We start from the raw sequence: 13,477 nt of genomic DNA on the forward strand, positions 1-13,477 counted from the left end.
ATGTCGACACACATCGGAGCCGAACCCGGCCAGATCGCACCCCATGTCCTGATGCCCGGCGACCCCTACCGGGCCCGCTGGATCGCCGAGGACTTCCTCGAGGACGCCGAGCTCGTCACGGAGGTCCGCGGCATGCTCGGCTACACCGGCACCCACAACGGCCGCCGCGTTACTGCCATGGGCTCCGGCATGGGACAGCCGTCCATCGGCATCTACGCGCAGGAGCTGTTCGCCGAGTACGGCGTCGAGGCCATCATCCGCGTCGGCAGCTGCGGCGGCCTGTCCGAGAAGGTCGCTGTGCGCGACGTCGTCATCGGCTCCGCCGCCTCCACGGACTCCGCGATGAACCGCGCCCGCTTCGGCGACGTCACCTTCGCGCCCACCGCGGACTTCGACCTGATGCGCGCCGCGGTCGACTCCGCGAATGAGCGCGGCCTGCCCGCGGTGGTGGGCGGCCTGTTCTCCTCCGACCAGTTCTACAACCCGCGCACCGACATCACCGCGACCCTCGCCGGCTACGGCGTGCTCGGCGTCGAGATGGAGGCATCGGCCCTGTACACCCTCGCCGCGCAGTTCGACCGCCGCGCCCTCTCCATCTGCACCGTGTCCGATCACCTCATCACCGGTGAGGAGACCAGTGCGCAGGAGCGGCAGGAGACCTTCTCCGACATGGTCGTCATGGCGCTGGATGCGCTGCACACCCTGGACGTCAGCACCCACTGAGCCGGTCGGGCACACGAAAGGGGCGGAGCCTCTTGGCTCCGCCCCTTCCGTCATCGAGGACTCAGCGCGGCGGCTGAGACAGCGCGCGACGCGTGGTCAGTCGAGCAGTTCCTCGGAATCGTTCTTGTGGCGCGGGATCACCGCGAAGGTGATGTACAGCGCGACCAGGCACATGGCCAGGCCGATGATGAAGTACCAGTTCCACACGGTGTAGAGGCTCAGCACCCACAGGCCGGCGGTGAAAAGCAGGAACAGCGGGATGAACATCGCGAGCGACGAACCGAGGCTGTTGCCCTCACCGGTCTGGTTGGCTTCGCGCCTCTCGTCCACGGTGTGCGAGCCCTCGGCTCCCCGAACGTCCGAAGCGGCGTATGCGTTCATCGATCCTCCAAAATCACGGCTGTACCGTTGCCATCTTAGGCGATGGAGCCACCGCGCGCGAACCTGACGTGATGCCCACGAAGCGGGCGAACAGTTCGGCGGCGTCCGCGCGCGTCTCCGGATGGAACTGGACGGCGAGGACCGGCGCACCGGAGGTCGACTGCACCGCATGCACAACCCCCGAGGCGTGGCGCGCCACCACGCGCAGCCCCCGCCCCAGGGCGTCGATCGCCTGGTGGTGGAACGCGCTGACGGTCGGTGCGGTGCCGAGCGCCAGCGCCACGTCGCTGTCCGCGTCGACCTCGATCGGCACCTCGGTGAGCTGCTGGTCACTGCGCGGGTACGCGAGATCCTCATCCGCGAGGTGCTGGATGAGGGTGCCGCCGCGCGCCACGTTGATGATCTGCAGGCCGCGGCAGATGCCGAGCACGGGGATGCCGTTCTCCTCGGCGGCCTGAGCGAGCTCGATCTCGAACGCGTCGCGCGCCTCGTCGGCGGCGAAGTCCGTCGGCAGAGCATCCGCGCCGTAGCGCGCGGGGTCGATGTCGGTGCCGCCGGTGATGACGATGCCGTCGAGGTCGGCGAGCTCGTCGGCGCTCCACACCTCACCGGGCGTCAGGATGACGGGCCGTCCGCCGGCTTCGCGGATGGCGGTGGTGTAGTTGGTGGTCACGGCGGTGGCCTCGTACCCGGCCCAGGCGCCGTCGGTGAGCGTGCGCGTGCCGGCGGTGATGCCGATGAGGGGCCGACGGGTGCGGCCGGTGGCGGTGTCCGCGCTGGGGGCGGCGGTGCTGCCGATGAAGGCGGACATGCGGATGGCGTCCTTGTGAGAAGCAGTGTCATGTGCAGCGATGTTGCTCATTGCGCCATCCTTTCCGTGTCATTCGGCGGTGCTCGGCGGCCCCGCAGTGGTGCTGTGCTCCCCCGCTGCCGCGAGGGTTCCCCCAGTTCACTGCACGGGAAGGCCCCATCACAATCTGCATGGCCGAATGTGAACACGCCGCGATCCGAGCCCGGGCGCGCCGTCAGCCGCACCCGGGCCGGGCTCGGTCGGCTCAGCCGCGGGAGGCGATCGCTGCGCCCTCGGTCAGTGACTCGAGCTTCGCCCAGGCGATGTCCGGGTGGATGCGGCCGCCGAACCCGCAGTCGGAGGATCCGATGACGCGCTCCGGTCCCACGATGTCGGCGAAGCGGCGCAGGCGCTGCGCCACGAGTTCCGGATGCTCCACCACGTTGGTGGCGTGCGAGACCACGCCGGGCATGATAACGCGGTCCGCGGGCAGCTCGATGTCCTTCCACACCACCCATTCGTGCTCATGGCGCACATTGCCGGCCTCGAAGCTGAAGTACTTCGCGTTGATCTGCAGCATCAGCTCCGCGATGTGGCGGAACTCGATGTCGGTGGTGTGGGGGCCGTGCCAGGAGCCCCAGCAGAGGTGGAAGCGCACCTGCTCCTGCGGGATCCCCTCCAGTGCCCGGTTGATCGCATCGACCCGCTTCTGGGTGAACGCGAGGTAGTCCTCGATGGTGGGTTCGGGGTTGATCTGGTCCCAGTTCTCCGCGATCGACGGATCGTCGATCTGCAGCAGAAGTCCGGAGTCCGCGATCGCGCGGTACTCCTCGCGCATGACCTGCACCCACGCCTCGATGAACGCGTCCTCATCGCCGTAGTGGTCATCGGCGATGCGGGCACCGGAGCCCGGTGAGAGGGAGGAGAGGAAGCCCTGGTCGTACCCTGCGGCGTCGAGCGCGGAGCGGAAGTTGCGGGTGTCCGTCGCGGCGAACTCCCGGCCGAGGTCGGTGTAGCCGATGGCGGAGGTGGCGGCCGGGAACACCTTCTGTCCACCGACCGTGATGCCGGACTCCGGGTCGTTGTAGGCGTCGGCGAAGCGGACCCAGTCGCGGCGATCGGGGAACGAGGTGAGGCGGATGCGGCCCGGTTCGGAGCGCTTGGGCTCACTGTGGCGGTGGTCCTCGCCCGTGATCTCCAGGCCGGCGGTGCGGCCGAAGATGTACGACCACCAGGAGCCGTAGTTGACGCCGGTGGACATGTCCTTGCCGTATTCGCCGTCTCCGGGAATGGAGATGCCGATGTCCTTCTGGCGCTGCACCACCGAGGCGACGGCGTCGCGCAGCGTCTCGGCGAACTCGTCCGTGGTGACGGGGGTGATCCCGTCGGCCTCGAGGGGCCGTTCAGCGTTGGCGGTGATCAGCTCGGGAGTGCGGGGAAGGGAGCCCGCATGCGTTGTCTCAATGGTCATGTCGCCACAGTAGCGGGACGGCATGACGCCCCGTGAACCGGAGTTCACGGGGCGTCATGATCAGTCACATCTCAGCGGCTGAGCCGCGGCGATCACTCGCCGTCGACGATGCCGGAGAAGTCACCCCAGGTGGGGACGAGGTTGCGGTCGCCGAAGGCCTGCTCGATGCGGCGCACAACCGGCCAGTACTTGGCCTGGATGCGCATGGCGCGGTTCGAGTGGTAGCCCTTGACGTCCTCGCTGTTGTCCACGCCCGGGTAGACGGCGACCTCGCGGGAGTACGGGTGCTCCCACTCGGATGCCGATGCGCACTCAGCGGTGTGCGGAGCGTTGACCAGCGGGTTGTCGTCCTTCGGCCACTCGCCGGAGAGGACCTTCTCAGCCTCGTCGTACATGGCGAGCATAGCGTCGGCGAAGCGATCGAGCTCCTGCAGGTCCTCGGACTCCGTCGGCTCCACCATGAACGTGCCCGCAACCGGGAAGCTCATGGTCGGAGCGTGGAAGCCGTAGTCGATGAGGCGCTTGGCCATATCGTCCACGGTGATGCCCGTGCGGGCGGTGAACGGACGCAGGTCCACGATGCACTCGTGGGCCACGAGGCCGTTCTCACCCGTGTACAGGATCTCGAACTTCTCGCTGAGGCGCTTCGCCAGGTAGTTCGCGCCGAGCACGGCGGAGCTGGTGGCGTGGCGGATGCCCTCGGCGCCCATCATGCGGATGTACGCCCAGGAGATCGGCAGGATCGACGCGGAGCCGTACGGTGCCTGCGACACCGGAGCGCCGCCGTGCACCTGCTCGCCTTCGCCCACCACCGGATGCTCCGGCTTCTGGATCTGCGGGTGACCCGGCAGGAACGGAGCGAGGTGCGCCTTGGCTGCGACCGGACCGACGCCCGGGCCGCCGCCGCCGTGCGGGATGCAGAAGGTCTTGTGCAGGTTCAGGTGCGAGACGTCGCCGCCGAACTCGCCCGGGCGGGCGACCTGCAGCAGCGCGGTTGCGTTCGCACCGTCGACGTACACCTGACCGCCGGCATCGTGCACCAGCTGGCAGATGGTGCGGACCTCGGACTCGTACACGCCGTGCGTGGACGGGTAGGTGATCATGATCGCGGCGAGCTCATCGCCGTGGTCCTTGATCTTCTGCTTGAGGTCGTCGACGTCGATGTTGCCGTTGGCGTCCGAGGCGACGACCACCACGCGCATGCCGACGATCGCAGCCGAAGCGGCGTTCGTGCCGTGCGCGGAGGACGGCACGACGCAGACGTCGCGCTGCGATTCGCCGCGCGAGTTGTGGTACGCCTTGATCGCCAGCAGACCGGCGACCTCACCCTGGGAGCCGGCGTTCGGCTGCAGGGAGACGGTGTCGTAGCCGGTGAGGTCGGCGAGCCACTCCTCCAGCTGAGTGATCATCTCGAGGTAGCCCTCCACGTCCTCGACGGGCGCGAACGGGTGGACGGAGTTGAACTCCGGCCAGGTGATCGCAGCCATCTCGGTGGCGGAGTTGAGCTTCATCGTGCAGGAGCCCAGCGGGATCATGCCGCGGTCCAGGCCGTAGTCGCGGTCCGAGAGACGACGCAGGTAGCGCATCATCGCGGTCTCGGAGTGGAACGACTGGAAGACCGGGTGCTGCAGGAAGGAGGTCTCGCGCACGAGGCCGCCCCATGCGTCGCCGCTCTTCACGGCGCCGTCCTCGATCTCGCCCTTGGCGGAGCCGAACTCGCCGAACACGCCGGCGATGGCCTTCAGGTCCTCGGCGGTGACGGTCTCGTCCAGCGACAGCTGCACGGTGTCATCGTCGACGACGTGGATGAGCATCTCGGCCTTCTTGAAGGCCTCGTAGATGTCCTTGGCCCTGCCCGGTGCCTCGATGCGCAGGGTGTCGAAGAACGCTTCGTGCTTCAGGGTGAAGCCGGCGTCCTTCAGCCATGCGGCGAGGGTCGCGGTGCGGTCGGCGGTCTGACGCGCCAGGGCGGTCAGGCCGTCCGGGCCGTGGTAGACGGCGTACATCGATGCCATCACCGCGAGGAGTACCTGCGCGGTGGTGATGTTCGAGGTCGCCTTCTCACGACGGATGTGCTGCTCGCGGGTCTGCAGGGACAGACGGTACGCGGGGTTGCCGTCGGCGTCCTTGGAGATGCCCACCAGGCGGCCCGGCAGCTGGCGCTTGAGGTCGTCGTTGACGGCCACGAACGCGGCGTGCGGACCACCGAAGCCGAGCGGAACACCGAAGCGCTGGGAGGTGCCCATGACGACATCGGCGCCCATCTCGCCCGGGGACTTCAGCAGCGTCAGAGCGAGCAGGTCCGCTGCCACGATGACAACGGCCTTGGACTTCTTGAGCTCGGCGATGACCTCGGTGGCGTCCCAGACCCGGCCGGAAGCGCCCGGGTACTGGATCAGGGCACCGAAGAAGTCGCCCTCGGGTGCACCGTCGTTCGCGAAGTCCACGTACTTGAGCTCGAAGCCGAGGATGTCGGCACGGCCCTCGAGGACGTAGCGGGTGGTCGGCAGGACGTCCGCGTCCACGAGGAACACGTTGGACTTCTGGCGACGGTTCTGACGACGGGCGAGCATCATGCTCTCAGCGGCCGCGGAGGCCTCGTCGAGCATCGATGCGTTGGACAGATCCATGCCGGTGAGGTCGGCGATCATCGTCTGGAAGTTCATCAGCGACTCCAGACGACCCTGGGAGATCTCCGGCTGGTACGGCGTGTAGGCCGTGTACCAGCCCGGGTTCTCCAGGATGTTGCGCTGGATGACCGACGGCGTGTGTGTGCCGTAGTAGCCCAGGCCGATCAGCGAGCGCTTCGCGTTGTTCTTCTTCGCGAAGCCGCGCAGCTCCTCGAGGGTCGCGGACTCGGTCGCTGCCTCCGGCAGGATCGAGTCGGGCTCCTCACCGAGGTAGATCGTGCTGGGCACGGCCTTCTCCATGAGCTCCGAGAGCGACGAGACGCCGAGCGCCTTGAGCATGTGCTCCTGGTCGTTCGCGGTGGTGCCCACGTGGCGGCGGACAAACGAATGCTGGCCGTAGATGGCCTCGTTCATATCAGACATCAGTTGAGAGTGGCCCCTATCAGGACTGGGTGAGCTTGTCGTACTCGTCCTTGGACATGAGGTCATCGGGAAGGGATTCGACCTTCACCTTGATGAGCCATGCCGCACCGAACGGATCTTCGTTGACCTTCTCGGGTTCGTCGACGACGTCCTCGTTGATCTCGATGACCTCACCGGTGACCGGGGAGAAGAGGTCGGAGACGCTCTTGGTGGACTCGATCTCGCCCATCTCGGTGTGCGCCTCGACGCTGTCGCCCACCTCGGGCAGGTCAACGTAGACGACGTCGCCCAGCTGGTCAGCGGCGAAATCGGTCACGCCGACGACGACGGTGTCGCCCTCTTCGCGAACCCATTCGTGGTCCTTGGAAAACTTGAGATCAGACATGGTCATTTCCTTTCGATTGTGGAAAAGAGTGGAAAGCTCTGGAGGGATTACTTCTCGCGGGAGTAGAACGGGAGGTTGACCACCGTGGCGGGCAGGGTCTTGCCGCGGACGTCGATCTCCAGCTTGGTGCCCGGCTCGGCGAACTTCGGATCCACGTAGCCCAGGGCGATCGGGTAGCCGAGGGTCGGCGAGAGTGCGCCGGAGCTCACGTGGCCGATCTCGGTGCCGGACTCGTCCTTGATGCTGTAGCCGGCGCGCGCTGCGCGACGGCCCTCAGCGGTCATGCCCACGAGGACGGGCATGTCGCTGAAGTCCTTGCCTTCGAGGGCCTCGCGGCCGACGAAGTCGTCCTTCGACTTGAACGCAACCACGCGACCGAGACCGGCCTGCGCGGGGAAGAGGTCCTCGGACAGCTCGTTGCCGTACAGCGGCATACCGGCCTCGAGGCGGAGGGAGTCGCGGCAGGCGAGACCGCACGGGAGGATGCCCTCGCCGCCGATGGTCTCCATGGCCTTCCACAGGTCCACGGCGCTTTCGTTCGGGACGTACAGCTCGAAGCCGTCCTCACCGGTGTAGCCGGTGCGGGCGATCAGCAGGCGCTTGCCCTGGTAGGTGCCCTCGAGGATGCGGTAGTACTTGAGCTCGGCGAGCTCGTCGAGGTCGACCTCGACCTCGTCGGACTTCGCGAACTCCTCGACGATGTCGGCGGACTTCGGGCCCTGCACGGCGACCAGTGCGGTCTGCTCGGACTGGTCCTCGACCTTGACGTCGAAGCCTTCTGCGCGCTTGACGAGCTGCTCGGCGTCCACGAGGCGGTTGCCGGCGTTGGGGACGGTCATGAACTCGTCCTCGCTGAGGCGGTAGACGATGAGGTCGTCGATGATGCCGCCCTGGTCATTGAGCAGCAGGGTGTACTTCGCGCGGCCGATCTGCATGCTGGAGAGCTTGCCGGCGAGGGCGTAGTCGAGGGCCTCCCCGGCCTGCGGGCCGGTGAAGAACACTTCGCCCATGTGGGAGAGGTCGAACTGACCGGCCGAGTCGCGGACCGCAGCGTGCTCCGCCTTGTCGGAGGTGTAGCGCACGGGCATGTTCCAGCCGGCGAAGTCGGTGAACGACGCTCCCAGCTCCTGGTGGACTTCCTGGAGGGGTGTGCGAAGAAGCTCATCAGCGGACATTAAGACTCCTAGATCTGCGCAATGCGCGTACAACACATTGTTCCATCGATCCCGGTCCCGAGAATTCGCACAACCTGCGACCAGCGCTGGACCGGGCTGCTGGCGCCACTCTACTAGGGATTCCTGGACCGGCCGTCCTGCCGCCTGGCCTAGGCTGACGGCGTGAACACTGAGGGTACGAACGTATGGCCCGTCCGCTTGACAACGGACCGGCTGTCGATCAGGGAGCCGTCGGAGCGCGACCGCCCCGCCCTCATCGAGCTGATCACCGCTGATCGCGCCCGCGACTACCTCGGCGGCGCCGTCGGCTTCGCCTCCCGGCAGGCCCTGGAGCTCTCGCCTCTCGGCCTGACCTGGGGCCGATGGGTGATCGCGGCAACATCTGCCGACGGAGTCGAGGATCACACTGACGATGCACCGGCGGACCGCATGCTGGGCATCGTCACCCTCAGCTACGACCGCGAAGAGCTGGAGCTGACGTACGCGCTGCTGCCGAACTGCGTCGGCTTCGGATACGCCGCGGAGGCGTGCCATGCTGTTCTCGACTGGGCGGCGGAGAACCTGCCGGATGAGCATGTGATCGCGGTGACCGCCTCGCGCAACAAACGCAGCGTGGCGCTGCTGAAGCGCCTCGGCTTCACGACCCGGAAGGGCCTGACGGAGTTCGGCGAGCAGTGCCTGCTGATGGAGCGGCCCCTGGCGCTGGACTGACCGGAATCAGAACGGCTCGAGGAAGGGGTTGCGCCGCTCCTTGTCGCGCAGCTGCGCCCAGCGCGGCAGCACCGTGTGGGCGTCCTCGGCGATGACGTGATCGAACACGGCGCTGACGCTGGAGGTCGTGGCGCGCGGGTCGATGCACACGGTGACGGCGCCGCAGGAGCGGGCCAGCGGAGCCAGCAGCGCGGCCGGCGCGACCGTGTTGGAGGTGCCGACGGCGAGGAACACATCGCAGCTGCGCGCGGCGCGCTCGGCCGCCTCGATGACGGCGACGTCCAGCATTTCGCCGAACAGCACCACGTCCGGTCGGGTGCGCTCTCCGCAGAGGGGGCAGGCCGACGGGGCACCGTACCGCTCGGGCAGATCCCGCGGGACGGCGCCCGCTTGCCCGGCGACGAGGTCGGCGCGCCACGGGCAGTCGTCGTTCAGGCAGCGGGCATGGGCGGCGCTGCCGTGGAGTTCGGCGACATCGCGGCTGCCGGCGACCTGATGGAGGCCGTCCACGTTCTGGGTGAGGACCTGCGCGCCGATCCGGGCGAGAGCCCGGTGGCCGGGCGTGGGGCCGTTGACCGCGGCGGTCTCGAACACGCCGCCCCACACTTGCCACAGATGATCGAGGCTGTCCGGCAGGGCGGCGACGTCCATGGACGCCTCCAGCAGCGGGTCCTCCTCCCAGAGGCCGCCCGGGCCGCGGAATGTGCGCAGGCCGGCCGCCGCGCTGAGGCCCGCCCCGGTGAGGGCGACCACGCGGCGGTGATGGGGGCGGAGTTCGAAGGCACGCGTCTGCACGCCTCCCATGCTAGCGCCCGCTCAGATGAGGATCGCGGGATCGGTTCCGGCGGACTCCTCGCGGTGAACGGTCGGATCCAGCGGGCGTGAGCGGGCTGGGATTCCGACAGCGGAGGACTCCGTCGGCACGTCGCTGACCACCACGGCGTTCGCGCCGATCCGTGACCGCGCGCCGATCTCGACGGGGCCGAGGATGCGCGCACCGGCGCCGACGATCACGCCGTCACCGACGGTGGGGTGGCGCTTGGTCTGCTCGAGGGAGCGCCCGCCGAGCGTGACCTGGTGGTAGAGCATGACGTCGTCGCCGACCTCGGCGGTCTCGCCGATGACGACCCCCATGCCGTGGTCGATGAAGAAGCGCCGCCCGATCCGCGCACCCGGGTGGATCTCCACACCGGTTGCGGCGCGGCTCACCTGCGACAGGGCGCGGGCGGCGAAGCGCAGGCGGGGCCGCTGCCAGAGCCGGTGGGAGATGCGGTGGGTCCAGACCGCGTGCAGCCCGGGGTACAGCAGGGCGATCTCGAGGTCGCTGCGTGCGGCGGGGTCGCGCTCGCGCGCGCCCTGCAGGTCCTCGCGGAGCTGCTCGCGCACGGCGGTCAGGGAGCGGGCGGCGCGGCGGATCATCAGTCGAGGTACTCCGAGAACAGCGGGGTGGACAGGTACCGCTCGCCGAAGCTGGGGATCATCACGACGATGAGCTTGCCGGCCATGTCATCGCGGGAGCCGAGCTCGATGGCCGCTTCGACGGCGGCGCCGGAGGAGATGCCGACGAGCAGGCCTTCGGAGCGGGCGACGCTGCGGGCGCGCTCCATCGCCTTCTCGCCTTCGACGGCGATGACCTCGTCGTACACCTCGGTGTCGAGCACCTCGGGCACGAAGTTCGCGCCGAGACCCTGGATCTTGTGGGGGCCGGCGCTGCCGCCGGACAGCAGCGGCGACTCGGCGGGCTCCACAGCGACGATGCGGACGTCCGGCTTGCGCTCCTTGAGCACCTGGCCGACGCCGGTGATGGTGCCGCCGGTGCCGACGCCGGCGACGAGCGCGTCCACGGTTCCGTCGGTGTCGCGCCAGATCTCCTCCGCCGTCGTGGCGCGATGGATCTCGCGGTTGGCCTGGTTGGCGAACTGGCGCACGAGGACGCCGCCGGTCTCCTCGGCGAGCTCTTCGGCCCTCTGAACGGCGCCCTTCATGCCGCCGGCGGGCTCGGTGAGTTCGATCTGGGCACCGAATGCGCGCAGCAGCGCCCGGCGCTCCTTGGACATCGAGGCGGGCATGGTGAGGATGACGCGGTAGCCGCGGGAGGAGCCGATCATGGCCAGGGCGATGCCGGTGTTGCCGGAGGTGGCTTCGATGATGGTGCCGCCGGGCGTGAGCTGCCCGGACTCCTCCGCAGCGTTGATCATCGCCGCGCCGATGCGGTCCTTGACGGATGCGCCGGGGTTGGAGAACTCGATCTTGGCGACCACGGTGGCCCGGACGGCATCGGGCAGGTGGTTGAGGCGGACGAGCGGGGTGTTGCCGACGAGGTCGGAGACGCTGGAATGGATGCGCACGCGGATCAGCTCCTGTTCTGGGTGGGTGGGTGGATGAGTGCCGACGGATGCACCGCCTTCACTTTTGGTCACCCTAAGTTGCTCTTATGGCTCCATCCTATGCCGCCGTCCCTGAGCGACCAGCGCTGCACCCTCGGAAACGACGGCGGGGCGCCGCAGCGTCGATGCTGCAGCGCCCCACCACGGAGTTCGTCCTGGCTCGGTCAGTAGGCCATGCCCATGAAGTCCCGCACCTGATCCAGCGTGCGAACCGCCTGATCACGCGCCTTTTCATTACCGGCGCGCAGCACCTCGAGGAGGTAGTCGGGGCTCTGCTCGAGCTCTTCGCGGCGTGCCCGCAGCGGCGCCAGATGTTCGTTGAGAGCTTCGGCACACATGACCTTCAGCGTGCCGGCCCCCTTGTCGCCGATCTCGTCAGCGATCTCCTGGGGACTGCGACCGGTGCACTCGCTGGTGATGGTCAGCAGGTTCGCCACCTCGGGGCGGGCGTCGGGGTCGTAGGTGATGGTGCGGTCCGAGTCGGTCTTGGCGCGCTTGATCTGCTTCTCGGTCTCCTTGGCGGTCATCGAGAGCATGACGGTGTTGCCGCGGGACTTCGACATCTTGTCGCCGTCGAGGCCGAGGATGATCGGCGCCTTGGAGAGCAGCGCGTCCGGTTCGGTGAAGAACTTCTCGCCGCCGGCGAAGCGCTCGTTGAAGCGACGGGCGATGACCCGGGTCTGTTCGATGTGGGGCAGCTGATCCTTGCCCACGGGTACGAGGTTGCCGTGGCAGAAGAGGATGTCGGCGGCCTGATGGACCGGATAGGTGAGCAGCAGTCCGCCCATATGGCTCTTGCCGGCAGCGGCGAGCTCGGACTTCACGGTGGGGTTGCGCTCGAGCTCCGGCTGGGTGACCAGGGCGAGGAACGGCAGCACGAGCTGGTTGAGCTCGGGGATCGCGGAGTGGGCGAAGATCGTGGACTTCTCGGGGTCGATGCCGGCTGCGAGGTAGTCGGTCAGCAGCTGGGTGACGCTGCCGCGGATGTCGCCGACGAGGTCGCGATCGGTGATGACCTGCAGGTCCGCCACCAGGATCCAGGACTCCACACCGGCGTTCTGGAGCCGGACGCGGTTGCGCAGCGTGCCGAAGTAGTGCCCGATGTGCAGAGCACCGGTGGGGCGGTCACCGGTCAGCATGCGGAAGACCGACGGGTCCTTCTCCAGCTGCTGCTCGATCTGCTCATTGCGGCGCAGCGCGGCGGCGTAGGTGCCGCTGGGGATCTCGGCGATGGTCGGGGACGTAGAAGCGGTGTTCGTGTTCACCCCTCTACCGTACCGAATGCGCGCGCCGGATCCGCCGCCCGCTCCCCCGCAGCGAGGCTGGCGGCGCACCGCTGAAGGATCGGCCGTCAGCGGGGCGCAGCGGTGGAGGCGCGGACCACGAGTTCGGGGCGGGCGGCGAAGGCGGAGGAAGGGGCCCGACGGGTGCGCCCCTCAGAGGCGAGGACGTGCCGCAGCGCAGTGCGGGCCATCAGCGCGACCGGCTGGCGGATCGTCGTGATCGCCGGCGAGTGGGTGCGGGCGGTGGGGATGTCGTCGTAGCCGACGACTGAGAGGTCCCGCGGGACGCTGAGGCCGCGGTCGGCGGCGGCGGCGACGGCACCGACGGCCATGACGTCCGAGCCGCAGATGATGGCCGTGCAGTCCTTGTCCAGCAGTTCGCTCGCGGACTGGTAGCCGCCGGCGTAGGAGAAGTCGGTGTAGGAGATGGGGCTGCGGCCGGAGCAGTCGGCCGTCTGCGCGCTGAAGGCGGCGGTCTTGCGGCGCACCGGCCAGGTGTGCTCATCGCCGACGGCGAGGCCGATGCGCTCATGGCCGAGCTCGCGCAGGTGGGTGAGCGCGAGGCTGATCGCGAATTCGTCATCCGCGGTGATGAAGGCGGCCTGCAGGTCCGGCAGTTCGCCGTTGACGAGGCTGAACGCGACGCCGCGCTCCATCGCCGCCCGGTAGTGGTCGTGGCTGTGCGCGGAGTCGGCATGCAGACCCGAGACCACGATGATGCCGCGGGAGCCGGCGCGCACGAGGCGATCGAAGATCCGCTCCTCGTCCTCTGGGCTGCGGGCACCGGCGCCGATGAGGACGTCTGCGTCGGCGCGGGCGGCTTCCTGCTCGACTGCGTCGGCGAACATCGGGAAGATCGGATTGTCCAGCACGGGCAGCACCACGCCGATGAGCGGACGGGAGTCCTGCAGGGCCGCATCGCTGTATCGGCCGAGCTCGCGGGCGATCTGCAGCACCTTCTCGCGCGTGGCCGAGTTGACGCCGGGCTTTCCTGCAAGAACACGGGACACGGTTGCTTCACTGACGTGCGCTTGCGCTGCGATGTCGATCAGTCGCGCTTTCATTGCTGCTGCTTTCTTCGCCACCCGCGGCCCGATTCCCGTGCAGGAGCACGAGTG

The 13,477-nt window shown here is 68.4% G+C and carries 13 protein-coding genes; 2 read left to right on the forward strand and 11 right to left on the reverse strand.

Annotation, left to right across the window (positions count from 1 at the left end; genetic code table 11):
- Positions 1-723 (forward strand): purine-nucleoside phosphorylase, encoded by a 723-nt coding sequence (gene deoD, locus FHX50_RS04840; RefSeq protein ID WP_183374938.1) that lies wholly within the window; start codon positions 1-3, stop codon positions 721-723.
- Positions 724-819: 96 nt separating this feature from the next.
- Here deoD and FHX50_RS04845 read toward each other — a convergent pair whose 3' ends face one another.
- The 6 genes from FHX50_RS04845 to gcvT all read right to left on the reverse strand — a co-directional run bounded on the left by FHX50_RS04845 (position 820) and on the right by gcvT (position 7,978).
- A complete protein-coding gene (locus FHX50_RS04845; RefSeq protein ID WP_221187102.1) occupies positions 820-1,104 on the reverse strand; it encodes a hypothetical protein in 285 nt (94 codons plus the stop codon).
- 13 nt (positions 1,105-1,117) lie between these two features.
- Entirely contained in the window at positions 1,118-1,966 is an 849-nt protein-coding gene (locus FHX50_RS04850; protein WP_183374940.1) for a gamma-glutamyl-gamma-aminobutyrate hydrolase family protein, read from the reverse strand.
- A 193-nt stretch (positions 1,967-2,159) separates the two neighbouring features.
- A complete protein-coding gene (locus tag FHX50_RS04855; protein WP_183374942.1) occupies positions 2,160-3,365 on the reverse strand; it encodes a cobalamin-independent methionine synthase II family protein in 1,206 nt (401 codons plus the stop codon).
- A gap of 92 nt (positions 3,366-3,457) precedes the next feature.
- Entirely contained in the window at positions 3,458-6,418 is a 2,961-nt protein-coding gene (gene gcvP / locus FHX50_RS04860) for an aminomethyl-transferring glycine dehydrogenase (RefSeq protein WP_183374944.1), read from the reverse strand.
- 19 nt (positions 6,419-6,437) lie between these two features.
- Complete coding sequence (gene gcvH, locus FHX50_RS04865; RefSeq protein ID WP_221187103.1) at positions 6,438-6,803, reverse strand: glycine cleavage system protein GcvH; 366 nt, start codon at positions 6,801-6,803, stop codon at positions 6,438-6,440.
- A 47-nt stretch (positions 6,804-6,850) separates the two neighbouring features.
- Positions 6,851-7,978, reverse strand: coding sequence for a glycine cleavage system aminomethyltransferase GcvT (gcvT, locus tag FHX50_RS04870; protein WP_183374948.1), 1,128 nt, complete (start codon positions 7,976-7,978; stop codon positions 6,851-6,853).
- 162 nt (positions 7,979-8,140) lie between these two features.
- On the opposite strand from gcvT, the gene FHX50_RS04875 reads away from it, so the two are divergent.
- Positions 8,141-8,689, forward strand: a complete 549-nt coding sequence (locus tag FHX50_RS04875; RefSeq protein WP_183374950.1) for a GNAT family N-acetyltransferase — start codon at positions 8,141-8,143, stop codon at positions 8,687-8,689.
- A 6-nt stretch (positions 8,690-8,695) separates the two neighbouring features.
- On the opposite strand, the gene FHX50_RS04880 is transcribed toward FHX50_RS04875, so the two are convergent.
- The 5 genes from FHX50_RS04880 to FHX50_RS04900 all read right to left on the reverse strand — a co-directional run bounded on the left by FHX50_RS04880 (position 8,696) and on the right by FHX50_RS04900 (position 13,423).
- Positions 8,696-9,493 (reverse strand): SIR2 family NAD-dependent protein deacylase, encoded by a 798-nt coding sequence (locus FHX50_RS04880; RefSeq protein WP_183374952.1) that lies wholly within the window; start codon positions 9,491-9,493, stop codon positions 8,696-8,698.
- A gap of 12 nt (positions 9,494-9,505) precedes the next feature.
- A complete protein-coding gene (gene epsC, locus FHX50_RS04885) occupies positions 9,506-10,108 on the reverse strand; it encodes a serine O-acetyltransferase EpsC (protein WP_183374954.1) in 603 nt (200 codons plus the stop codon).
- Positions 10,108-11,037 carry a cysteine synthase A gene (gene cysK / locus FHX50_RS04890; RefSeq protein WP_183374956.1) on the reverse strand — a complete coding sequence of 310 codons (930 nt, stop codon included), beginning with the start codon at positions 11,035-11,037 and terminating at the stop codon, positions 10,108-10,110. The genes epsC and cysK overlap by 1 nt, the downstream gene beginning before the upstream one ends.
- 203 nt (positions 11,038-11,240) lie before the next feature.
- Complete coding sequence (gene trpS / locus FHX50_RS04895) at positions 11,241-12,341, reverse strand: tryptophan--tRNA ligase (RefSeq protein ID WP_183374958.1); 1,101 nt, start codon at positions 12,339-12,341, stop codon at positions 11,241-11,243.
- A gap of 86 nt (positions 12,342-12,427) precedes the next feature.
- Complete coding sequence (locus FHX50_RS04900; RefSeq protein WP_183374959.1) at positions 12,428-13,423, reverse strand: LacI family DNA-binding transcriptional regulator; 996 nt, start codon at positions 13,421-13,423, stop codon at positions 12,428-12,430.
- Positions 13,424-13,477 lie beyond the last annotated feature (54 nt).

The sequence above is a fragment of the Helcobacillus massiliensis genome, assembly GCF_014191425.1.
Classification (GTDB): domain Bacteria; phylum Actinomycetota; class Actinomycetes; order Actinomycetales; family Dermabacteraceae; genus Helcobacillus; species Helcobacillus massiliensis.